General features: G+C 71.1%; 19 protein-coding genes. 9 read left to right on the top strand and 10 right to left on the bottom strand.

Features of this window, described 5'->3' with window-relative positions:
* Nucleotides 1–149: 149 nt before the first annotated feature.
* On the bottom strand, nucleotides 150–767 hold the full coding sequence (locus AB0H21_RS25060) for an XRE family transcriptional regulator (protein WP_358520802.1): 618 nt from the start codon (nucleotides 765–767) through the stop codon (nucleotides 150–152).
* Between the two features lie 118 nt (nucleotides 768–885).
* Between AB0H21_RS25060 and AB0H21_RS25055 the strand changes: the two genes are divergently transcribed.
* Complete coding sequence (locus AB0H21_RS25055; protein WP_358520800.1) at nucleotides 886–1,521, top strand: class I SAM-dependent methyltransferase; 636 nt, start codon at nucleotides 886–888, stop codon at nucleotides 1,519–1,521.
* A 114-nt stretch (nucleotides 1,522–1,635) separates the two neighbouring features.
* Complete coding sequence (locus AB0H21_RS25050; protein WP_358520797.1) at nucleotides 1,636–4,848, top strand: BTAD domain-containing putative transcriptional regulator; 3,213 nt, start codon at nucleotides 1,636–1,638, stop codon at nucleotides 4,846–4,848.
* Here the strand turns inward: AB0H21_RS25050 and AB0H21_RS25045 are convergent.
* The 4 genes from AB0H21_RS25045 to AB0H21_RS25030 form a co-directional block, all read right to left on the bottom strand.
* Nucleotides 4,836–6,089: a serine hydrolase domain-containing protein gene (locus tag AB0H21_RS25045; RefSeq protein WP_358520794.1), complete on the bottom strand. Its 1,254-nt coding sequence runs from the start codon at nucleotides 6,087–6,089 to the stop codon at nucleotides 4,836–4,838. The genes AB0H21_RS25050 and AB0H21_RS25045 overlap by 13 nt on opposite strands.
* A 140-nt stretch (nucleotides 6,090–6,229) precedes the next feature.
* Complete coding sequence (locus AB0H21_RS25040) at nucleotides 6,230–7,876, bottom strand: multicopper oxidase family protein (RefSeq protein WP_358520792.1); 1,647 nt, start codon at nucleotides 7,874–7,876, stop codon at nucleotides 6,230–6,232.
* Nucleotides 7,869–8,246, bottom strand: a complete 378-nt coding sequence (locus tag AB0H21_RS25035; RefSeq protein WP_358520790.1) for a hypothetical protein — start codon at nucleotides 8,244–8,246, stop codon at nucleotides 7,869–7,871. Before AB0H21_RS25035 ends, AB0H21_RS25040 begins: the two co-directional genes overlap by 8 nt.
* A gap of 183 nt (nucleotides 8,247–8,429) precedes the next feature.
* Nucleotides 8,430–9,623, bottom strand: a complete 1,194-nt coding sequence (locus AB0H21_RS25030; RefSeq protein WP_358520787.1) for an FAD-dependent oxidoreductase — start codon at nucleotides 9,621–9,623, stop codon at nucleotides 8,430–8,432.
* Nucleotides 9,624–9,934: 311 nt separating this feature from the next.
* Between AB0H21_RS25030 and sigJ the strand changes: the two genes are divergently transcribed.
* Complete coding sequence (gene sigJ, locus AB0H21_RS25025; protein ID WP_358520784.1) at nucleotides 9,935–10,879, top strand: RNA polymerase sigma factor SigJ; 945 nt, start codon at nucleotides 9,935–9,937, stop codon at nucleotides 10,877–10,879.
* A 155-nt stretch (nucleotides 10,880–11,034) separates the two neighbouring features.
* On the opposite strand, the gene AB0H21_RS25020 is transcribed toward sigJ, so the two are convergent.
* The 3 genes from AB0H21_RS25020 to AB0H21_RS25010 form a co-directional block, all read right to left on the bottom strand.
* Nucleotides 11,035–12,711 (bottom strand): carbohydrate-binding protein, encoded by a 1,677-nt coding sequence (locus tag AB0H21_RS25020; RefSeq protein ID WP_358520782.1) that lies wholly within the window; start codon nucleotides 12,709–12,711, stop codon nucleotides 11,035–11,037.
* A 343-nt stretch (nucleotides 12,712–13,054) separates the two neighbouring features.
* A complete protein-coding gene (locus tag AB0H21_RS25015; protein WP_358520779.1) occupies nucleotides 13,055–13,717 on the bottom strand; it encodes a response regulator transcription factor in 663 nt (220 codons plus the stop codon).
* Nucleotides 13,714–14,943: a histidine kinase gene (locus AB0H21_RS25010; RefSeq protein WP_358520777.1), complete on the bottom strand. Its 1,230-nt coding sequence runs from the start codon at nucleotides 14,941–14,943 to the stop codon at nucleotides 13,714–13,716. Before AB0H21_RS25010 ends, AB0H21_RS25015 begins: the two co-directional genes overlap by 4 nt.
* 219 nt (nucleotides 14,944–15,162) lie before the next feature.
* Between AB0H21_RS25010 and AB0H21_RS25005 the strand changes: the two genes are divergently transcribed.
* Together AB0H21_RS25005 and AB0H21_RS25000 are read left to right on the top strand one after the other, a co-directional pair.
* Nucleotides 15,163–15,582, top strand: coding sequence for a DUF6069 family protein (locus AB0H21_RS25005; RefSeq protein WP_358520774.1), 420 nt, complete (start codon nucleotides 15,163–15,165; stop codon nucleotides 15,580–15,582).
* Nucleotides 15,583–15,733: 151 nt separating this feature from the next.
* Nucleotides 15,734–16,294 (top strand): GNAT family protein, encoded by a 561-nt coding sequence (locus tag AB0H21_RS25000; protein ID WP_358520771.1) that lies wholly within the window; start codon nucleotides 15,734–15,736, stop codon nucleotides 16,292–16,294.
* A gap of 62 nt (nucleotides 16,295–16,356) precedes the next feature.
* Here the strand turns inward: AB0H21_RS25000 and AB0H21_RS24995 are convergent, their stop codons facing one another.
* Nucleotides 16,357–16,917, bottom strand: a complete 561-nt coding sequence (locus tag AB0H21_RS24995; RefSeq protein ID WP_358520768.1) for a hypothetical protein — start codon at nucleotides 16,915–16,917, stop codon at nucleotides 16,357–16,359.
* Nucleotides 16,918–17,275: 358 nt separating this feature from the next.
* Here AB0H21_RS24995 and AB0H21_RS24990 point away from each other — a divergent pair, with 358 nt between their 5' ends.
* Nucleotides 17,276–17,884 (top strand): helix-turn-helix domain-containing protein, encoded by a 609-nt coding sequence (locus tag AB0H21_RS24990; RefSeq protein ID WP_358520765.1) that lies wholly within the window; start codon nucleotides 17,276–17,278, stop codon nucleotides 17,882–17,884.
* 220 nt (nucleotides 17,885–18,104) lie between these two features.
* Here AB0H21_RS24990 and AB0H21_RS24985 read toward each other — a convergent pair whose 3' ends face one another.
* The gene (locus AB0H21_RS24985) at nucleotides 18,105–18,905 is read right to left on the bottom strand and encodes an SAM-dependent methyltransferase (RefSeq protein WP_358520762.1); all 801 of its coding nucleotides are present in this window, start codon (nucleotides 18,903–18,905) and stop codon (nucleotides 18,105–18,107) included.
* A gap of 334 nt (nucleotides 18,906–19,239) precedes the next feature.
* Here AB0H21_RS24985 and AB0H21_RS24980 point away from each other — a divergent pair, with 334 nt between their 5' ends.
* From AB0H21_RS24980 to AB0H21_RS24970, 3 genes are read left to right on the top strand one after another with little or no spacing between them, the layout of a single operon-like run.
* Nucleotides 19,240–19,881, top strand: a complete 642-nt coding sequence (locus AB0H21_RS24980; RefSeq protein WP_358520759.1) for a GPP34 family phosphoprotein — start codon at nucleotides 19,240–19,242, stop codon at nucleotides 19,879–19,881.
* 27 nt (nucleotides 19,882–19,908) lie between these two features.
* Entirely contained in the window at nucleotides 19,909–21,381 is a 1,473-nt protein-coding gene (locus tag AB0H21_RS24975; RefSeq protein WP_358520758.1) for an APC family permease, read from the top strand.
* Nucleotides 21,378–21,965 (top strand): GNAT family N-acetyltransferase, encoded by a 588-nt coding sequence (locus tag AB0H21_RS24970; protein ID WP_358520757.1) that lies wholly within the window; start codon nucleotides 21,378–21,380, stop codon nucleotides 21,963–21,965. Before AB0H21_RS24975 ends, AB0H21_RS24970 begins: the two co-directional genes overlap by 4 nt.
* Nucleotides 21,966–22,597 lie beyond the last annotated feature (632 nt).

Genomic DNA, 22,597 nt, shown 5'->3' with positions numbered 1-22,597 from the left:
GGTGGGCCGAGGAGGCCGCGGAAGGGTCGCGACCGGCACGGCGGTCTCGCTTGGCTGCGAGCCCAGTTAGAAATCTACAATGTAAAGGCCCTCGATGTAGAGAACGAACCTACATAACCATCCCTAAAACCCATCAACAGGACCGAGGTTCAGGGTTCGGCGGGGGCCTCGGGCGGTCGCCGGGGTGTGGGGCGGGCGCGGACGTGGATGCGTTCGCCTTGGGGGCCGAAGATGATGAGGAGTTCGGCGGGGTGGGGGCCCGCGTTGGTGAACGCATGGGGGATGTGGGTGTCGAATTCGGCGGCTTCGCCGGTGGTGAGGACGAGGTCGTGTTCGCCGAGGACGAGGCGCAGGCGGCCGGAGAGGACGTAGAGCCATTCGTGTCCCTCGTGGACCTGGGGGTCGAGGGGGGCGTCGGGGTCTTTGGGGGACGGGATGATCACTTTGTAGGCGTGCAGGCCGCCGAGGTGGCGCGCGAGGGGGATGAAGGTCCTGCCGTTCCGGGTGACCGGGCGCATGTGGACGCGGGGGTCGCCGGTGGCGGGTGCGCCGACGAGCTCGTCCAGGCGTACGCCGTGGGCTTTGGCGAGGGGGAGCAGGAGTTCGAGGGTGGGTTTGCGTTGCCCGGATTCCAGGCGTGACAGGGTGCTGAGGGAGATGTCGGTGGCCTGGCTGAGCTGGGCGAGGGTGATGTCGCGTTCGTGGCGGAGGGCCCGCAGGCGCGGGCCGACGGCGTCGAGGACGCCGGTGAGGTCTTCGTCGGCCATGGTTCCATTTGCCGGTCTGGCAAGTTCCTTTGTCAAACGGGAGGGGGTGAGCGGACCATCGGGGTGAACGCGGGGAGCGCGGTGTGTGCTCGCCGGTTTCCGACGAGAGGGGTGTCCGATGGGTGAGGATCTGGCCGATGCGGCGCGGCATTGGGACGCGCGGTACGCGGAGCGGGATCGGGTCTGGAGCGGGGATCCGAATGTGATGTTGGTGCGTGAGATGGCGGGGTTGCCGGCGGGGAGGGCTTTGGATCTGGGGTGTGGTGAGGGTGCGGACGCGGTGTGGCTGGCCGGGCGGGGGTGGCGGGTGACGGCGGTGGACGTGTCGGAGGTGGCCTTGGAGCGGGCGGCGGCGCGGGCCGTGGAGGCGGGGGTCGGGGGTCTGGTGGAGTGGCAGCGGCGTGATCTGGGGGTGTCGTTTCCGCCGGGGGTGTTCGATCTGGTGTCGGCGCATTTCCTGCATTCGTATGCGGAGTTACCGCGGGAGCGGATTTTGCGGTGGGGTGCGGCGGCGGTGGCGCCGGGTGGGGTGTTGCTGGTGGTGGGGCATGCCGGGCCTCCGCCGTGGGAGGCGGAGGCGCGTCCGGGGGTGAGTTTGCCGACGCCGGGTGAGGTGCTGGCGGGTTTGGATCTGTCTCCGGGTGGGTGGGAGGTGGAGGTGTGCGAGGAGTATGAGCGTGTCCAGCTCGGGCCGGACGGTCGTCCGGGGACGCGTGTGGACAATGTGCTGCGGGTGCGCCGCCTGCCGGGGTGAGGGTCACCTGTGCTGGCCGGTTGCGGTGGTGCCCTCGGTTTGCAGGGCGCTGAGCTGCCGGTGCTCGGACGTTGATCGTCAGGTGATGCGTTGTTGTCTGACAGACTCCTGGCCATGGCGAATGCGGCCGAGTCGCGGGGCGCTGGTGGACGGGTGCGTGTCGGCGTGCTCGGTTCTCTGGTGCTGGACACCGCTGCGGGGCCGACGTGGGTCGGGGGTGCGCGGCTGCGGGTGTTGCTGGCTCGGCTGGCGTTGGACGCCGGGCGTGCCGTCCGGCCGGCGTCCTTGGTGGAGGCGCTGTGGGGTGAGGCGGTACCGGACGCTCCTTTGCATGCGTTGCAATCGTTGGTGTCCCGGTTGCGGCGCGTGCTGGGGCACCCTGGGCTGCTCACCTTGGGACCGGCGGGGTATCGGCTGGTGGTCGAGCCGGACGCGGTCGATGCCGTCCGGTTCGAGCGGTTGGCCCGTGCGGGTCGGCGTTTGTACGCGCGGTCGCGGCCTGCCGAGGCTGCCGCCATGTTGCGCGAGGCCTTGAGCCTGTGGCGCGGTCCTGCCTTGGCGGATGTGCGTGAGGCGCCGTTCGCCGCGGCCGAGGCCGAACGGTTGGAGCGGGCCCGGTTGGCCGTCTTGGAGGATCGGTTCGAGGCCGAGCTGGCGCTGGGTGCGGACCTGGGGCTGGTCGGCGAGCTCGAGTCGCTGGCGGCGGCACATCCGCTGCGCGAGCGGCTGCATGCCCAGTTGATCCGGGCTTTGGCGGTGAACGGCCGGGGCGCCGAGGCGCTGGCCGCGTTTCAGCGGATCCGTGGGCTGCTGGCGGATGGTTTCGGTAGTGATCCCGGGCCGCATCTTCAGGAGGCTCACCTGGCGGTGTTGCGCGGTGAGCTTCCGCGGTCCCGCCGGTCGCGTGGCAATCTGGACGTCCCGCTCACGAGTTTCGTGGGCCGTGATGACGATGTCCGCCGTGTGGTCGACCTGCTCGGTCGTGCTCGTCTGGTGACCTTGGTCGGTCCGGGAGGGGCGGGCAAGACCCGGCTGGCCAGTACCGTCGGCCGGGAGCTCGCGCCGTCCGGTGGGGTGTGGTTCGTCCCGCTGGCTCCGATCGGTGCGGAGGATGTGCCTCGTGTGGTGTTCGACCTGTTGCGGGTGCGCGAAGAGGGTGTGGCGCCGCGGCCTGTCACCCCGGAGGCGGTGCTGGATCACTTGGTCGAGACGCTCGCGGACGACGATCTGGTGCTGGTGTTGGACAACTGTGAGCATGTGATCGAGGCCGCCGCGGTGCTTTCCGGGGCTCTTCTCGGCCGGTGTCCGAGGCTGCGGGTGCTGGCCACCAGTCGCGAACCGCTGCGGATCGATGGGGAGATCTTGCATCCGGTGCTTCCGCTGGAGCTGCCGGAACCGGGTTCGACGGCGGAGCGGGCTCGTGCCTGTTCGGCGGTCCGGTTGTTCCACGATCGGGCCGTCGCGGTGCGGCCGGGTTTCGCTCTGGAAGGCAGCGCGTTGGCGGCGGTGGTCGAGATCTGTCGTCGTCTGGACGGTCTGCCGTTGGCGATCGAGTTGGCGGCGGCGCGGTTGCGCGCCCTGCCGGTCGAGGCGGTCGCGGCGCGGCTGGACGATCGGTTCCGGTTGCTCACCGGGGGCAGCCGTATCGCGTTGCCGCGGCATCGGACCTTGAGTGCGGCGGTGGCGTGGAGCTGGGATCTGCTCGACTCCGACGAGCGTGTGCTGCTGGAACGGTTGTCGGTCGTGCGCGGTACCTTCACTGAGGAGGCGGCGGAGGCGATCGGCCGGTTGGGTGATGTCCGGGGGCTGCTGGCGGCGTTGGTCGACAAGTCCCTGCTGCACCTGGTGGAGCCTGCCGACCCGGTCGAGCCGCGGTACGGCGTGTTGGAGACCATCCGGGAGTACGGCCTGGAGCAGTTGGCTCGGCGTGGTGAGGTCGCCGAGGTGCGCGGGCGGCATGCCGGGTTCTTCCTGAGGCTGGCCGAGACCGCGGACCCGTATCTGCGTACGTCCGACCAGTTGCGCTGGCTGGTGCGCCTGTCCGCGGAACGGGACAATGTGTCGGCGGCGATCCGCTGGGCGGTCGAGTGCGGCGACGCGGATCTGGCGGTTCGGTTCGGTGTGGCGCTGTGCTGGTTCTGGTTTCTGCGGGACTTCCCGCCGGAGTCGCTTGACCTGCTCGGCCGGGTGCTCCAGGTGCGTGGGCCGGCCGAGCCGCGGGCGCGCGGGCTGGTGGTGGCCGCGCATGCGCTCGCCGCCACTGAGGCCGTCGGGCCGGACGAGGTGGGAGCGGTCTTCGATCGGATCCGGACGGCGTTGGCGCGCGTCGTCCCCGGTAGCCATCCCATTGTGGAGATGGCCCGTTTGGCGCTCGCCATTGGCGCGGGAGGCGATCGAGAGGTGTTCGCTTTCGCGGACGGGCGGACGGATCCGTGGTGCCGGTCGCTGGGTCTGATGGTTCGGGGTGTGCTGGCCATGAACACCGGGCATGTCGCCGAGGCGACGGACTTGCTGTCGCGTGCGCTGACCGGCTTTGAGGAGCTCGGTGAGCGGTGGGGTCTGGCGATCACGTTGAGCGCTTTGAATTCGGCGTTGATGCGGTCTGGTGAGCCGGCCGGTGCGCCCGCGCTGTCCGAGCGGGCCACTCGGTATTTCCGTGAACTGGGTATGCCTGAGCACACCATGGAGAACGAGGTGGCGTCCGCGTTGTATCGGGTTCAGGCCGGTGACGTGGACGGCGGGCGGCGGCGACTGGCGGAGTTGCTCGATCAGGTGGAGCGGGGCGGTTCGGCGGAGTCGCGGACTCAGGTGCGCCTGGGCTTGGCGCGGTTGGAGTGGAGGGCCGGGTGGCCGGGGCCTGCTCGCGAACACGCGCTGGCCGGCTTGGCCGTGGCGCCACCTGGCCGGTCGACCACGCCGCATTTGACCGCGTTGCTGCTGGGCGTGCTCGCCCTGGTGGACGTCGCGGAGGGATTTCCGGACGAGGCGGCGCGCCGGCTCGACCACCCGGCGGTGCGCTTGACGCTGACCTGGCATACGCCGGTCGCGGCGTCGATCGCGGTCGTGGTCGCCGCGATCGAGCTGTGCCGCGATCGGCCGGAGCGGGCGGGACGGCTGCTGGGGGTGGCCACCGTGCTGCGGGGCTGGGCCGATCTCGGCGACGTCGATGTGCGGGTGATCACGGAGCGGGTCACGGCTGCTCTGGGGGGCGCCGGGTTCGCGGCCGCGTACGCCGCGGGTGCGGCGATGTCGCGGGCCGAGGCCGAGGGCCTGGTGTCCGCGATCATCACCGCGCTCGGGGCCGGCCGTGCCGGTCAGCCGGCGTGAGCTGCGGTCGGCGTGGGCTTGCCGAACATGGTGCAGGTCACGGCGGTCTGGAGTGCGTGGGCGGCCTTGGCGATCTTCGGGTCGGCTTCGAACTCGGCCCAGGACTCCGTCGCGATGAGGACGGTCGCCGTGCGGTTGCCGGTGCGGTCGGTGAGGTTGGTGGTGAGGTAGCCGGGCATGCCGCCGTCGTGGCCCCAGAACGTGCCGCAGGGGGTGGTACCGGTCTGGATGCCCAGCCCGTAGCCGGGCCCGTCCGGTTGCCGTGGGTCGATCGGCACTGTGGTGCGTAGCTGTGCGAGCTGGGCGGCGGGTAGCAGTTCGCCGGACATCAGTGCGGTGTGGAACCGGGACCAGTCCTGGGTGGTGGACACCACCGCCCCGGCCGGCCCGCCCCATCCGGGGTCGTTTGCGGAGACGTTCACGTGGCCGTGGTGGCGTGGCCCGGCGAAGTGCCTGTACGCGGCCGGCACGCCCGGTGGCATGTGGGTGGCGTCCGGTTCGTAGCCGTGGGCGTGGGGGGCGCGCCAGGTGGAGTCCGTGGCGTAGTAGGTGTGCTCGAGGTGGAGCGGTCGGGCGATCCTGTCCTGGACGAGGTCGGTCAGGTTCGCTCCGGTGACCCGTTCCAGGACGGCGCCGATGGCGGCGTAGCCGGTGTTGCTGTACGACCATTTCGTGCCCGGTGGGAACAGTGGATCGTGTTTCGCCCCGATGGCGAGCAGCTTCGCCGGGGTCCACCGCCGCCGATCTTTGCCGAGTATCGAGGGCCGGATCGCGGCGTCGTTGGTGTAGTCGAACAGGCCGCTGGTGTGGTTCAGCAGCATGCGCAGCGTGATCGCTTTGCCGTTGGGTACCTTGCCTGGCAGCCATTTCGCCACCGGGTCGGTCAGGGCGAGCTTGCCCTCGGCGACCAGTTGGAGTACGAGTGCGGCCATCATGGTCTTGGTGTTGGATCCCATCCGGAATTCGTCCCGCGCTTTGAGCAGGTGGTCGGGTCTGGTCCAGGTGGCCTGCTCGGCGATCTCGATCGGCCGGCCGTGGCCGTCGTCGACCCGTACGATCACGCCGGGCGCTCCGGCTTCCACCAGTTTGCGCGCCAATTGCTGTAGTTGGGCGCGCTGTGCCTTGGTGGCGTTCCAGGTCGCGGACGGGGTGGCCGCGGCGGTGGCTGGGAGCGCGGTGGCCACGGTGAGACTTACGGCCAGCGCCGAAGCGGTGAGCGTGCGCGGCCGGCGTGGCCGCACCGCGGGATCAGATGACAGATCATGGTGGGACATGAGGTTCCTCCGGATAGGTGACGCGGACGACCTCACCTTCCAGCTCGCCGCTCACAAACCGCACACATGACGCTGTCAGCCACCCGATCGGTATCGCCACCGCTGCGTCAGATGATTTCGAGGTTGGCCATCATTCCCATGTCTTCGTGTTCGGCGTTGTGGCAGTGGAAGAGATAGCGGCCGCGGTATCCGTCGAAGCGGGTGATGATCTCTGCCGATTCGCCCGGCCGTAATGAGACGGTGTCCTTGAGGCCCGCGTCGTGGGGCAGTGGCGGCCGGCCGCCGCGCGTGAGCACCTGGAAGCCGACCAGATGCAGGTGGATGGGATGGTGGACGTCGGCGACCAGCCGCCACACTTCGACATCGCCGAGATCGACGGTGACATCGGAGCGGGCGGGGTCGAAGGGCAGCCCGCCGATCAGCCATCCGTGGTCGCCGCGCATGCGTCCGGCGCGGAAGGAGAAGTCGCGCACCCGGACGGCGTCCGACCGGTGCCAGGCCGGCAGGTCGTTCGAGAGGACGCGTGGGATGTGGCTGTCGTCGGTGGCGTTGCGTGCGATGCGGAAGGCCATCACGTCGCGGGTACGGCCGGAGCCCAGGCGGTTGACGACTCTGACGAGGCCGCCGACGGGGACGCCCGAGAAGTCGACGATCACGTCGTAGCGTTCGGCCGGTGCGATCGGCAGGAGCCGGTGGGTGACCGGCGCCGCGAGCAGCCCCTGGTCGGCGCCGATCTGGACGAGATCGAGCCGGTGTCCGTCGTCGCCGATCGCTTCGAGTTCGTAGTGCCGGGCGTTCGAGGCGTTCAGGATGCGCAGCCGGTACCGTGCCGCGTCGACCTCGTGTACGGGCCACGGGGCGCCGTTGACCAAGATCACGTCGCCGAGGACTCCGGCGAGATAGGCCTCGCGAACGCCTGGTCGCTCTCGCAGGGTGGGGTCGAGGGCGGGGTAGTCGAGGCTGCCGTCGGCGGCGAACGCACGGTCGGTGATCATGAGGGGTAGTTCGCGCCGCCCCGCGGGCAGGCCGAGCGAGTCCTCGGCGTCGTCGCGCACGATCTGCAGCCCGGCCAGGCCGCGCCAGATCGCGGGGGCGGTGAAGTCCATCCGGTGGTCGTGGTACCACAGCAGCGCCGGCCGCTGGTCCAGGGGGAAGGTGTAGTCCCGCGTCAGCTTGGTCGGCGCCGCCCGCGGGTCGCGCATGCCGTGCCCAGCGTGGTGCCCTGTGCCGTGCCCGCCCTGGCCGGGGTGCATCATGTGGGCGGCGTCCGGCCAGATCTCGGGCAGGACGAGGTCGGTCGGGTATCCGTCGGAATCCGCCGGGGTCCGTCCGCCGTGCAGGTGTACGACGGTCGGCACGGGCAGGTCGTTGCGATGGGTCACGGTGATCGGCCGGCCGCGGCGCGACTCGATCGTCGGCCCGGGGAAGGTCCCGTCGTACGTCCACAGCGGCGTCCTGACACCGGGCAGGATCTCCGCGGTCGTCTCGCGCTGGGTGATCTCGTAGTGGTCGGCGCCGCCCGAGGTGCTGACCGGCGCCAGCACGGAGGGAAGGGGCAACGGCACCTGGAACGCGGGTGGCAGCGGCACGGCGCTGCGCAGTTCGGCGCCGGTGACCGGCGGGCGGCGGGCCAGCGCGGCCGAGGTCGACAGCCCGGTGGCCGCCATCAGGCCGAGCGTCCCGCCGATGCCCAGCGCCTGGCGCCTGGTCATGTCGCGGGCGTGGCCGGATCGCCGGTCATGGTGTTCACGCATCGCGGGCCTCCTGCCGCCTCGGCTGGGCCGGCGCGGGTGGGGGTTGCGTGCGCCGCAGGAGGGGCCTGCGCCATACGGCGATGAACAGCACTGCGAGCGCGGCGACGGTCGTCACTCCCAGCGGGATGTGCAGCCACAGCGCGCCGTCCATCCCGGCGAAGTACTGCACGGTCTCGGCCGCGACCAGGGCCAGCGTGGCGAGGAACGGCCAGAGCCGACGCAGCCGGACCCAGAGCATGATCGCTGCGATCACCTGCAGGTAGCCGATGGAGGTGACGATGTCGGCGCCGGCCGCGTGCCAGCGCAGGCCGTCGTAGTCACCGCTCAGATACACGCCGGCGAACACCGGCTGACCGGCGATCGCGACCATGTGCGCGCTGACGATGGCCCGTAAAACCCACCCACTGAGCCTCGTCCGGTGCGCGGCATCGGATCGGGCCGGCATGGCCGGGCGGAACCTGTTGGCTGTGGGCTCCATGAGGCGTCCTCCTCCCTTTGTTCTCGGTTCGTGATCACCCATGACGCCGGCGACGGGGACCCGCGCGATGGTGATTTACTGCGGCTTACCGGCCCGTGTGGCGGTGGCCGGCTGCTGAGGACGTGGACCGCCCTTGAACCAGAGCAGGGAACCCGGCTTGCGGGCCTCGCGGCGGATCTTCGACACGCCGAGCTTGCAGGTCGTCTCCTTGATCGCCGCGCCTATGCGGCCGCCGACGTAGACGTTCACCGCGGTATCGTCCTTGCGGGCGAGCTGTCGTATGCCGGCACTCCGGCCGAGGCTGGCGCACGCCCCGGAGAAGGCCAGGCTGATCACCGCGGGTTCGGTTCCGGCGATGCGGCTCAGCACGGTGTCGGCGGCCTGCGCCCCGAGCGGCCCGGCGGCGTAGCAGCTCATCCGCAGCGGCCGGCCCGATGGTGCGGCGGCGTCCCCGGCCGCGATGACGCGGTCGTCGTCGACGCTGGTCAGCGTCTCGTCGGTGAGCAGTCGGCCGAGCTCGTCGGTGCGCAGCCCACTCGCGGCCGCCAGCTTCGGCACGCCGAAACCTGCCGCCCAGATGGTCAGTGCGCTCGCGCGTACCGCGCCGTCGGCAAGGACGACCGCGTCCGGCCGGACCTCGGTCACCATATTGGCCTCGAGCACGGCGGCACCGTGCCGGGACAGCCACTTGGCGATGTATCGGCGGCCCGGCGCGCTCACTGTGGGCGCCAGGATCGCGCCGCACACCAGCGTGACCCTGCGTCCTTGTTCGGCCAGTTCGGCGGCCGTCTCGATGCCGGTCAACCCGGCGCCGACCACGGTGACCGGAGCATCGGCAGGCAACTCGTCCAGCCTGGCGCGCAGCCGCTGCGCGGACTCGAATTCGGCGATGGAGACGGCGAATTCGGCCGCGCCAGGCACCGATGACGGTATCGGGCCAGTGCTGCCGACCGCGTAGATGACATGGTCGTAGTCCAGCGCGCGGCCCGACGCCAGCCGCACCGTGCGGGCGGCGGTGTCGATGCGCGTGGCGCTGTCGACGACCAACTGGATGCCTTCGCCCAGCAGCGTGCCGTAGTCCACCGTGGCCACGCCGGTGCCGGCCACGAACTGGTGCAGCCGGATTCGGTCGACGAACTCCGGGCGGGGATTGACCAAGGTGATGTCGACGTCGTCGCGCATCCGCAGATGGTTGGCCGCGAGCGTGCCGGCGTAACCGCCGCCGATGACGACGACCTTGTGGGGTGTGTGGTGTCCGGGCGTGGGCATGGCGAGGTTTCCCTTCTCGATCTCAGCATTCGAGGCTTGCGACCCGATGGGGTCGGCCCTTCATGGGTTGGTCCTTCATCACGAAGTGGCCGGCGCGGGGACGATCACGCGTTTCGACTCGGGTCTCGACGGGCGATCCGCGTACCCGCCGGGGGGCGGCCACTGCGTGCTGGATGGTGTCTCACTAGTCCGACAACACGACACCTCGGAATGTGAGGTGAATTGTGAGGCGACGCGCCGGCCTCACAGTTCACGGCGCTGTCTTGTCGAAACTGGTAAGAGAAGACGCGACCAAGGGAGCCGGCGACACCATGACCATCCAGTCCGGGCCAGGAGGCGGCCCGCTCGATCCGAGCCTGACCGTGATCATGAGTGAGCGGCGTCAGCTGATCAATCTGGCGTACCGGCTCCTCGGCTCCCTGGCCGACGCCGAAGATGTCGTCCAGGAGACCTACGCCCGCTGGTACGCCATGTCCCGGGAGCAGCAGGACGCCATCGCATCCCCTGGCGCCTGGTTGTCCAAGGTCGCCAGCCGCGTCTGTCTCAACCTGCTCTCCTCGGCGAGAGCCCGCCGCGAGAGCTACGTGGGCGAATGGGTTCCCGAGCCGCTACCCGAACCTAGGGAGTGGATCACCGGGCGGCCGGACGGCATCACCGTCGACCCGGCCGACCGGGTCACCCTCGACGAGTCGGTCAACATGGCCTTCCTCGTCGTGCTCGAATCGATGACCCCGGCCGAGCGCGTCGCGTTCATCCTGCACGACGTCTTCCGCTACCCCTTCGCCGAGGTGGCCGAGATCGTCGGACGTACCCCGGCGGCCTGCCGCCAGCTTGCCTCCTCGGCACGCCGTCGCATCGGCGCCGCGCAGGCTCCCGCGACGCCGGCGATCCACCAGGCCCGCATCGTCAGGGACTTCAAGCAGGCATGGGAAGCCAAGGACATCAACGCCCTCATCGGCCTCCTCGACCCCGACGCCACGGCGATCGCCGATGGCGGCGGCCTCGTCGGCGCCACGCTCCGCCCGGTCGAAGGCGGCGAGCAGATCGCGCGCTCCCTGGTCCATCTCGAGGGCAGGCTCCGCACCCTGACGATCCTGGAGCGTATGGTCAACGGTCAGCCCGGCCTGATCGCTCAGCAGGACGGCGTCACCGTATCGGTGTACGCGTTCGAGGTCGCGGGTGACCGGATCAAGCACATCTGGGCGGTACGCAACCCCGACAAGCTCCGGCTGTGGACGGCGGGGCCCCAGCGCTAGGAGTGTCCAGCAGGGGAGGCGACGCCGCTGGAGGAGGTGCCGGCCGGGGCATGGGAGAGGCGGGTGGCCGGGCCTGGTGTGAGGCCGGCCACCCGCCTGGGGATGTCCGCCGGAGGCCGGGGGACGGACGCCGGTCCGTCCCCCGTGCCCCAGGGTCAGAAGCCGGCGGTGATGCGGGTGAACTCCCACTCACCCGACGGGACGCCGGCGCCGCCGGCGCGGTCGCGGTTGACCGACCAGTAGGCGAACCGGGTCAGGCCCTTGGACCTGGCCCAATCACGGATCTGCGTCCAGGTCCCCGGAGAGGTGACCTCGGACTGGTCCGACAGCCCGTTCATGCCCGAGATGCCCATGTGCGCGTAGGCCTGGGCGTCGCTCCAGCCCCACGCGTTCTTCAGCGCGTTCTTCAGGCCCTCGGAGGCGCTGACGGTGTCGTTGTACATGTTGCCGCCACCGAAGTCGAACGGCATGATCGTGTAGTTGTCGATCGGCACGTTCAGCGCCCGCGACTGGTTGATCAGCCGCGTGCCGTGGTAGTTCGGCCCCGAGACCAGGGTGCCGAAGGTCACCACGACCTTCACGCCCGGGTTGTTCTGCTTGACGATCTTCAGCGCGTTCAGGATACGGTCCTGAACGGTGTAGTTCTCGAACTCGTCGGTGTTCTCGATGTCGAAGTCCACCACCGCCGGCCCGACCGCGTTGATGACCGACTGCACCGCGTTGGCGTAATCCTGCGCCGAGGAGCAGTTCGGGCCGAGCTTGTTACCGCTCCACCCACCGAACGACACCTGCACGCTGCCGCCCTTGGACTTGATGGTGTTGATCGCCTGCTGATCGGCACCACCCGTCAGCGCCCGCTGACCGTCCCACGCGGCATTACAACCACCACTGGACAGGATGAACGCCATCGTGAACGACCTGATACCCGTCGCGTCCATCACCGCGCCCGGGTTCGGCGGGTTACCCCAGCCCATGTACAGATACGGCGCACCGGCCATCTTGCCGGGGTTGCTGCAGCCGGTGGTGGTGGCGGTGACGTCACGGCCGGCCGATTCGCCGGAGGCGTTGTAGGCCTTGACGGTGTAGGTGTGGGTCTGGCAGGTGCCGAGGCCCGAGATGGTGGCGCTGGTGCCGGAGACCTGCGCCTGCTGTGTGGCGCCCTCGTAGACGCGGTAGCCGGTGACCGTGCCGCTGGAGGCGCCCCAGCTCAGCGCGATGCTGTTGCTGGAGGGGGTGGCGGTGACGGTGCCGGGCTGGCCGGGGGCGCCGGTGCCGCCCTGGGTGGTGGCGGTGACCGCGGCGCCGACGGCCGAGCGGTTGCCGGCGGCGTCGCGGGCGCGCACGGTGTAGCTGTAGGTGGTGGAGGCGGCCAGGCCGGAGTCGGTGTAGGTGGTGCCGGTGGCCGTGGTGACCAGGGTGGTGCCGCGGTACACCTCGTAGCCGGTCACACCGACGTTGTCGGTGGAGGCATCCCAGGCCAGCGAGACGCTGCTGGAGGTGGTGGCGGTGACGCGCAGGTTCGCGGGCACCGAGGGCGGCGTGGTGTCGGTGCCGCCGCCGGTGACCGGTTTCCACAGGGCCGGGACGCGGTCGGGCTCCCAGCCGACCAGCGAGGTGTGGCCTTGCACGCACTCGTATTCGACGCCGTTGTAGGTGACGTGGGCGCCGGTGGCGTAGGCGGTGTTCGGGGCCCAGGGGGCGGCGGCCAGCGCGCGGGCCGCGGTGCTGGAGTGCTGCGCGGCGGTGGCGCCGGCGAGCGCGGGGGTGCCCAGGGCGGTCGTCAGGGCGGCCAGGACGGCCAGGGCCGCGAGGAACAGGACGCGGAATCTCACGTGACACTTCCAGGGGGGTGGGGGGTGTGGAGTGTGCCGAGGGCTCGGCCGTGGCCGTGCCGCGTGATGGGACGGCTGCGGGCCGGGATCGCACGGCCGCCGGCCGGTACGCGCCGCGGGATGGCGTGGGCGTGGCGTCGGCCGGGGTGAGGCGGGCGAGGCCCCCTCTGTGAGGGGTGTGCGAGGAGTGGCCTCACTGGAGGCGAAAGGGCAGGTGACGTCCCTGTACCTCCCTTTTCATTAGGAAACTTTCCTAATAATCCCGGATTGTAGCCTTACCCCTCGGCGCCCGCAAGGGCCCGGCGGGACGCCCGCCCGGTCCTGGCCAGGTCGTGGGTCCCGGTCAGGCCAGGCCCGCGTCGTGGGCCAGCAGGGCGATCTGCGTGCGGTTGCCCAGGCCGAGCTTGGTCAGGACGCTGGACACGTGGGCCTTGACCGTGGCCACGCTCATGAACAGCTCCGCGGCGATCTCGGCGTTGGTCGCGCCCTGGGCCACGGCCAGCACCACCTCCCGCTCGCGCGGGGTCAGCCCGGCCATCGCCTCGCGGGCCCGCTGGTAGGCGCCGGCCTGCACGGCGGTGCGGTCCATCAGGCGGCGGGTGATCCGCGGCGACAGGATGGGGTCCCCGGCGGCGACCCGGCGGACCGCGTCCACGATCTGGGCCGGAGGGGTGTCCTTGAGCAGGAAGCCGCTCGCGCCGGCGCGCAGCGCGCGCAGGATGTTCTCGTCGGTGTCGAAGGTGGTCAGCACGATCACCTCGGGCGGGTCGGCGCGCCGCCGCAGCAGGCGGGTGGCCGCGATGCCGTCCACGCGGGGCATCCGGACGTCCATGAGCACCACGTCGGGGGCGTGCGCGTCGGCGGCCGCGAGCACCCCCTCGCCGTCGGCGACCTCGCCCACCACGGCGATGGCCGGGTCGCCGGGGACGCCGTCCAGCATCATCGCCAGCCCGGCCCGCACCAGCGCGTCGTCGTCCACCAGCAGCACGCGCAGCGGGCGGCTCACGCCGGCCCCGCGGATGGCCCCGTCGCCGGTCCTGTCGAGGGTCCTGTCGCCGGCCATGGCAGCCGGGCGCGCAAGCGGAACTCCCCGGCGGTCGTCTCGTGGTCCAGCCGCCCGCCTGCCAGGTGCACCCGCTCGGTGAGCCCCACCAGGCCGGTGCCGGCGCCGGGCGTGATCGGCGGGCCGCCGGCCAGCGGGTTGCGGATGTCGATCACCAGATGGGCGCCCGGCCGTCCCTCCAGGACCACCTCGACGGGACGGCCCGCGGCGTGCTTGCGCGCGTTGGTCAGCCCCTCCTGCACGACCCGGTAGGCGGTGCGGCCGGTGGCGGCGGGCAGGGAGCCCGGCTCGGCCACCCGCTCGCGCAGCCGCACGTGCTCGCCCGCCTGCCGGGACTCCTCCACCAGGCGGGGCAGGTCGGCCAGGACGGGCTGCGGCCGCGCGCCGTCCGCCTCCCCGGTCCCGTCCCCGTTCCGGTCGTGGTCGTCGTCGCGCAGCAGGCCGATCACGTCGCGCAGTTCCTCCAGCGCCTGGTGGACGCCGGCGCGGATCACTCCCGCGGCCTGCGACAGCCGCTCGGGCGGGGAGTCGGGCCGGTACTCAAGCGCCCCGGCGTAGGTGGCCAGCAGTGACAGGCGGTGGGCCAGCACGTCGTGCATCTCGCGGGCGATCCGTGTGCGTTCCAGCATGCGGGCCTCGGCCACCCGGCGGCCCTGCTCGGCCTCGGCGCGGCGGGCCCGCTCGCGCAGCGAGGTGACCAGCGCGCGCCGCGCCTGGGCCAGCGCGCCCCAGCCGGCCAGCGCCCCGTAGGCGACGGCCACCAGGGCCAGCCACCAGCCCGGCGAGATGCCCCCGCTCGGCCGCCACGCCCCCTGGGCCGCGTGCGCGGCGATCCCGGCCGCCGAGACCGCGGCCGCGACGGGGAAGCGCCGCCACTGGGCGACCCGCAGCGCGCCCAGCGTGGCCGCGGGGGTGGCCGCGGGCGACAGCGCCGCCAGGACCGACAGCCCCAGCGTCCCCTCGACCGGCCGCCACAGCAGCACCGGCGACAGCGCGCACGCCAGCGCCCCCGCCGCCACGTCCAGGCCGAGCAGGCCGCCGGCGGCGCCGATGCGCCCCCAGACCGTGAGCGCGGCCAGCGCCCCGGTCGCGGCGATCATCGCCGCCACGGCCGTGGCCGGGACGCGACGCGGCCCTGCCCCGGGTTCGCAGAACAACTCGCCGATCACCTGGTCAGGGTAGCTCCGGGCCCGGCCGTGAGGGCACCTACCAAAGTCGGTACCCGGCCCTACCGCGGCGGGGTGCGCCGCCGCCTCCCGCCCGATGCCTCCCGCCCGCCTCGGCGGCGAGGCTTGGCGGCGAGCGGGGGACGGCCCCGCCACCGGCCCCGGTGGGGGCGGACGGCTCGCGGGGCCGTCCCCGTCAGGCGACATCCGAAGGAGAGCGACATGTCCGGTGAGATCACATCCGCGTCCGCCTCGTCCCGGGGCCAGGCCGTCCGGCGGGCCTCCAGCGTGGCCGGGGCGGCGGCCGCGGCCCTGGCGCTGTGGACGCTGGCGGTCCCGGTCGGCGGGATCGTGTTGGACGTCCGGCTGGGCGGCGACCTCCAGCCCGTCGGGGCCGGCGCGGTCGCCGCGGCGGCCGTGGGGGCCGGGCTGGCGGCCTGGGCGCTGCTGGCGGCGCTGGAGCGGTTCCTCGCCCGCCCGCGCCGCGCCTGGACGATCATCGCCGTCGCGGTGCTCGTCCTGTCGCTGGCCGGCCCGCTCGGTGCCACCGGCACCGCCGCCCTGGTGACGCTGGCCGCCCTGCACCTGATCGTCGGGGCGATCCTCATTCCCGGTCTGGGCGGCTCGGCCCGCCGCCCGTGACGGGGACCGCGCCGGCGATGCCGGCGCCCACGACCTTGCCCACGACCTCGGCCGACGGCGGGGCGCCGTGCCGGCCGGCGAGATGAGGTGGGACCTCGGGCCGTCATAGCCGTCCCCGGCCTGCTCGCGCTGGTTTGTCTATCATGTCCGGATGATCGTGCCCGCGGTGAGAGTGACCGGCGAGATCCAGATGCGTCCCCTCGTGCAGGCCGACGCCGAGCCCCTGGCGCGGGCGTACACGCGCAACCGCGCGCACCTGCGCCCCTGGGAGCCGGAGCGCCCGGAGGACTTCTTCACCCCTGCCGGCCAGGCCGCCCGGGTGGGCGGCCGGCTGGGCGAACAGCGTGAAGGCCGGGCGCTGTCCCTCGTCCTGGCGGACGCCGGCCGGATCGTCGGTGCCATGACCCTGGCCAACATCGTGATGGGCCCGTTCCGCAGTACCGACCTCGGCTACTGGATCGACGCCGAGTACACCGGCCGGGGCCTGGCCACCACGGCCGTCGAGCTGGTGTGCGAGCTTGCCGGGGAGCGTCTGGGCCTGCATCGCGTCCAGGCCAGCACGCTGGTCGGCAACCTCGCCTCCCAGCGCGTGCTCGGCAAGGCCGGGTTCGCCTCGATCGGCATGGCGCCGGACTACCTGCACATCGACGGCGCCTGGCGCGACTGCCTGCTCTTCCAGCGCGTCCTCAACGACCACCGCCCGCCCCTGTGAACCCCGGCCGCCGGCGTGTCCAGGGCGTCGAGGAAGGCATGACCACGGCCGGCAGGAGCGGGTCAGTTTCCCTTCGCGGCGCGGCCGAGGCGAAAGGCCGAGATGAGGAAGAAGATGCCGCCGGGGATGGCGTAGCCGGCCGCGTTGGTCAGCGCCGGGCTGGCCGCGGAGGCACCAAGGATGAACGACGCGCCGGCGAGTACCGAGATGGCGCCGCTGATGATCATCGGCCACTGGCCGCCCATCTTGCGGCGGGTGACGCCCACGATCAGCTGGACCAGCCCGGCCACGATTGCCCAGGCGCCCCACACGCGCAGCACAGCCGGGATGCCGGACGCGCAGGCGATGGCCACGCCGATGGCGGTGATCAGGCTGACCGCGATGTTGACGTACAGCAGGGCAGGTGATCCGGTGGCGCGCGACGCGCGGGCGTCGATGACGGCGGCGGCCACGTCGAACAGCGGGTAGAGCACGAGCAGGGTGACCGCGAGCGGACCCAGGTTCGAGGCGGTCGTGAACATCGCGAGGGCCCAGACGATGGCGAACGCGAACCGGACGAAGTACAGCCGCCGCAGTGCGGACGCGGTCCCGGAAATGCCGGGCGAAGCAGCGATGGAGCTCATGATGATCCTTCTCGGAGTTTGAGTGACGAGGAGACCGCCTCGCTCGTTCCGGGGAGGCACTCCCGGCGCACGGGCGCTGCTGACGGCCATGGTCGCGGCAGATGCTCGACGGAAATCCGGGCCGGCTTCACGCAGGACGGAAAGTCCGAGGTCCTCCGTGCCGCGGACGCCGGACCCGCCGCCGACAGGCCGACCGCGGCGACACGGCCGTACCGATGAACAACGGGGCGGTGCGTACGTAAAGACGACGAGCCACTGGAACAACTCTCCGACGAGACAGAACGTTCTACCTCGCATAGCCTGCAATCTACGGTTGCAAACTGTCAAGACCGAACGTTCTACCTACTAGGATGGTCTCATGCGTAGCGAATCCGAAGGCCGGCCGTCCGAAGCGCGGTCCCGGCTGCTCGACACGGCCACCCGGCTCTTCTACGCGGAGGGCATCCACGCCGTCGGCATCGATCGCATCGTCGCCGAAGCGCAGGTGACGCGGGCCACCCTCTACCGGCACTTCCCCGGCAAGGAAGACCTTGTCCTCGCCTACCTGAACGAGGTCGACCGGGCCATGCGGGGTCAGGCGGACGAGGCCGTCGCCGCCGGACTCCCGGCCGCCGGCACCATCCGGGCCCTCGGCAAGTCCATCGCCCAAGGCATCCAGTCTCCCGGCTTCCGGGGATGCGCCTTCCTCAACGCTGCCGCCGAGTATCCCGACCCCGAGTCCCCGGTGCGCAAGGCCGTGCTCGCCCACCGCCGATGGTTCCTGGAGACCGTCACGGAACTGCTGGCCAAGATCCAGGAGACCGGCGCCGAGCCCGCCGCCCGCCACTTCGTGATGATGCGCGACGGCGCCATGGCCGCCGGATGTCTGTTCGACCCGGTGCTGATCTGCGAGACCTTCCTACGCGGAGTCGAGAGGCTCCTGCAGGTTTATGCCGCCACCGACTACAGCGGACCGGCGGGCGCCTGAAACCGCAGGCGCCTCCGCTCCGGCGCCGGGTGAGGGCCCCGACGACCGCGACGCTCGGCCATCGGGTCATATCAGCCGGCAATTCCCGATTCTCTTCCCATTTACGGCGCCATTTTGATGCTGTCCGTTTTGTGATTCTTCTCGAGGCCCTCTGGTGGCCTCTGGAAGTCCGAGTAACGCTCGGATTCGTCGAGGAGCCGACGCTGGCAGCGGCGCCGGTCTAAGGCTTGACGGCGACGCCGCAGAAGGCCGTGACCTCGTCGGGCACGCCCCAGGGGGTCTCCTCCGGGCGCCAGCGCGACACCGACACCACGCCCGGCTCCAGCAGGCGCAGGCCCTCGAAGTAGGAGGCGATCTGCTGGGGGGTGCGCAGCTTGTACGGGTCGCCCGCCTCGGCGCGGGTCTTCTCGGCCTCGGCGGCGGCCTCGGGGTCGACGGCGTTGGTGCCGTCCTCCAGGACCAGGTGGCTGCCCGGCGCCAGCGCCGCCACCAGATGGTCGCGCACCTCACGCGCCTCGGCGTCGTCCCAGACGTTGCCGAGGATGCCCAGCATCATCAGCGCGATCGGCCGGTCGAAGTCCAGGGTGCGGGCGGCCTCCCGGAGGATGTGCGCGGGGTCGCGGACGTCGGCGTCGACGTAGTCGCACACTCCCTCGCGCGTGCTGGTCAGCAGCGCGCGGGCGTGGACCAGCACCAGCGGGTCGTTGTCCACGTAGACGATCTTGCACGCGGGGTTGACCCGCTGGGCGACCTCGTGGGTGTTGTCGACCGTGGGCAGTCCGGTGCCGAGGTCCAGGAACTGGGTGATCCCGGCCTCGCCGGCGAGGTGGCGCACCGCCCGGCCCAGGAAGGCCCGCGAGTGGCGGGCGACGTCCACGATCCCCGGGTACACCCGGCGGACCTGCTCGCCGACCTCCCGGTCGACCTCGTAGTTGTCCTTGCCGCCCAGCCAGTAGTTCCACACCCTGGCCGAGTGCGGGGTGGTGGTGTCGATGGCCGCGGGGGTCCGTTCGTCTGTCATGGGAGAACTCTTCGTCGTGGAGGTCGGGACGCCGCCGGTGCGTGGGCGCCGGCGGCACATGGACAGGTTTGATCATTCCAGCCTGGACCGGGACTCCAAGTGCCGGGGGACGTTCGTTCAGAGATCCGGGGCCAGAGCGGTCTTGTCTTTCCGGGCCGCGTCAGCTGTCCGCGAGCCGGCAGCGTTCCCTGAAATCGGATATAAGGGTTTAAACCGGAAGGGGAACGCTTCAGTGCATATCTGCCCACTGTGGCTGGAGGATCCGGTTGTTCCTATAGCGAGCCGATCATTCATCGATGACAGATTTAACTAATCGCCTATATCATCACCGCTCGTGGCTGAGGGTGATCACACGAGCCCGTCGCTGGCCGACGACCTGTTCTTCGTCATGCACGACAATGGGAGCGGGCGTCCGCGACTGCATGTCCGTCTCGCGAGCCTGGCGCTGGCGGGTGCCGTCCTCGGTGAGCTGATGCTCGCCGAGCGCGTCACCCTGGACACCGTGCCGGGCCGGGAACGCCTGTACGCGACCTTCCGCGGCACCACCGGCGACCCGGTCACGCAGAACGTGCTCGACCACGTCCTCGCCGAGCCACAGCACCCGGTCGACACCTGGCTCCTGTTCTTCGCCCGCACGGTCTACGCCGACGTCACCGCCAGGATGATCGCTGCGAAACTGCTCAGGCCGCCGACGCGGAACCTGCTGAAACAGCAACCGCCGGCCCCCGTGGACCCGAACGTCGCCGCCTGGCCGCTGGCCCGGCTCAACCTCGCCGTCCAGCGGCGCGAGCCGCCCGTGCTCAGGGACCGCGTCCTTTACGGGCTGTTCGCCGCCACCGGCGGCGCCCAGCGGGTCATGTGGGAGCACGACCCGGCGTTCGCGGCCACCACGCACGCCATGCTTCCCGCACCACTGCAGAAACTCATCGTCCAGACCGAGGTTGCCGTCGGCCAAGCCGTCATCAGCCGTCGGTGATCCACCCCCATTCTCTCGGAGTTCCGGATGTCCCTCACAGAGCAACGGTCCAGCGCCGTCTCCGCCGCACTGGCCAAGGACCGGCTCGGTGTCCCTTCGGTCGTGTTCTTCGTCATCTCCGCGGCCGCGCCGCTGATGGTCGTCGCGGGCTCGGTCCCGACGGCGTACGCGGTGACGGGCGTGATCGGCGTGCCGTTCGCGTTCCTGCTGCTGGGCGCGGTCTTCGCGCTCTTCGCCGTCGGGTACGTGACGATGGCCAGGCACGTCGTGAACGCGGGCGCCTTCTACGCCTACGCCGCCCAGGGACTCGGCCGGACGCAGGGGGTGGCCACCGCGTGGGTGGCGCTGCTGGCCTACAACGCGCTGCAACTGGGTCTGTACGGCATCATCGGATCGGCCGCCGAGCCGCTGCTGCGGGACTGGTTCGGCGGCTCGCCCGCGTGGTGGGTGATCGCGCTGGCGGCGTGGGCGCTGACCGGGCTGCTCGGCCTGCTGCGGGTGGACGTCAACGGCAAGATCCTCTCGGTCCTGCTGGTCAGCGAGATCGCCGTCGTCCTGGTCTTCGACATCGGTGACCTGTTCAACGCCGCCCCGGGCGGCATCGACTTCTCGGGCTTCACCCCGGGGTCGCTGTTCGTGCCCGGCGTGGGCGCCGCGCTGGCCACCGTCGTCGCGGGCTTCGCCGGGATCGAGTCGTCGGTCGTGTTCGCCGAGGAGTCCAAGGACCGCGACCGGACCGTTCCCGTCGCGACCTACCTGGGGATCACGATCATCGCGGTCCTGTACGCGGTGTCGGCCTGGGCCCTGACCGTGCCGACCGGACCGGACGGGATCGTCAAGGCGGCCGCCCAGCAGGGACCCACGCTCGTCTTCAACCAGGCGGCCACCCACCTGGGCTCCACGGTCTCGACGATCGGCTCGGTCCTGTTCGTGACCAGCAGCATCGCCTGCATGATCGCCTTCCACAACACCACGGCCCGCTACATCTTCGCCCTCGGCCGCGAGAACGTGCTCCCCTCGGTGTTCGGGCGCACCTCGGTGCGCACCGCCGCCCCGATGGCCGGATCGATCCTGCAGACGGTGCTCGGGCTGATCGTGATCACCGTCTACGCGGTCTCCGGCCTCGACCCGGTGACCAAGCTGTTCTTCACCTTCGGGGCGTTCGGCGGCCTCGGGCTGCTGACCCTGCTCACCATCACCTCGATCTCGGTGATCGTGTTCTTCTCCCGCAACCCCTCGGGGGAGACGGCGTGGCGCACGCGCATCGCCCCGGCGCTGGCGATCCTCGCGCTCTGCGTGATCATCGGGATGACGCTGATCAACTTCGACACGGTCCTCAACGTCGCGCCCGACTCGGCCATCCGCTGGATCCTGCCGGGCATCTTCGTCGTCGCGATCGCCTTCGGCCTCGTGTGGGGGCGCGTGCTGCGGGCGACCAGGCCCGAGGTGTACGCCAACATCGGCCTCGGCGCGCAGGCCATCGGCGGAGGCTCCAAGTGACGGCCGAGATCACCCTCATGACGGACGCCGCCGCGGCCGGCGAGATCATCGCCGGCACGTTCGGCCACGACGCGATCAGCAGCTGGCTCATCCCGCCGCCCGAGCGGCGGGTGCCGATCCAGCGGCGGTTCTTCACGATGTACACCGCGCACGCGCTGGAGCACGGCCACGTCTACGGGATCCACGAGTCCGGGGAACTCGCCGGGGTCGCGGTCTGGCTCACCGCGCCGTTCCCCGAGATCCCCGGCGAGGAAGAGGCGATCGCCTCCTTCGCCGGAGAACACGCGGGGCGCTACGCCATCCTCGGCCGGCAGATGGAGAAGCTCCACCCGCACGAGCCGCACCACTACCTGGCGTTCATCGCCCTGGAACTGGGACGGACCGGGCGCGGCCTCGGCAGCCTGCTGCTGGAGGAGCACCACCGCCGGCTCGACACCGAAGCAATGCCCGCCTACCTGGAGGCCAGCAGCGAGGCCAGCCGCCGCCTCTACCTGCGCCACGGCTACGTGGACATGCCCGAACTCCTCGAACTACCCGACGGCCCGGTCATGTACCCGATGTGGCGCGCACCGGCCTCCCGCTAGCCGTTCTCCTTGGCGATCGCCTCGCGCACGGCCGGGGCGATCGCCCTGGCCCAGTCGATGCCGGCCGCGACGCCGGGGACGGCCCGGAACTCCCGAAGCTACGGCGAGCCGCAAGGTAGGAGCGGAGTCGGCTCAGCGTGAGCGGCTACCGGATTCGTCCGCCTTCAGGCCGGGGGTGAAGCGGACTCTCCCGCGTAGCGGGGCAGGGAAAGCCGATCCGCCGCCAAGGTGGATCGGCGTCTGTTAGCCTGCTCGCGTCAGGTACCGCTGGACGGGCGGGAACGGAGCCCTTGGGTTCGAAAGCCTGTGGAGACCCGGTAAGACCGCTTCGGTGGCGCAGGTCGGTGAAGCAGGAAGCCGCAGAAGTGCCGCACGTGCGGCACAGGCTGAATCTCCGGCATTCATGCCGGAGAGCGCGTCAAGCCCTCGGATCCTCGCTGAGGTCACGGCGTGCGCTGTCACCGGCATCAGTGGCCGGTGACAGGCAGGCGGCCCGGCGACGCCAGAGGCCGTGTTACTCTAGGGGTCGCAGTGGCGACTGGGTCTGCTGCGGAGATCGAAGGAGGTGAGTTGATGACTGTCGTGGAGACCGCTGCCGTGCGCAGCGCCCGGATCATCCTCACTTCCCGGGC

Source organism: Sphaerisporangium sp. NPDC051011, assembly GCF_040653595.1.
Taxonomy (GTDB): domain Bacteria; phylum Actinomycetota; class Actinomycetes; order Streptosporangiales; family Streptosporangiaceae; genus Sphaerisporangium.
This window is presented reverse-complemented; position numbering and strand designations above follow the sequence as displayed.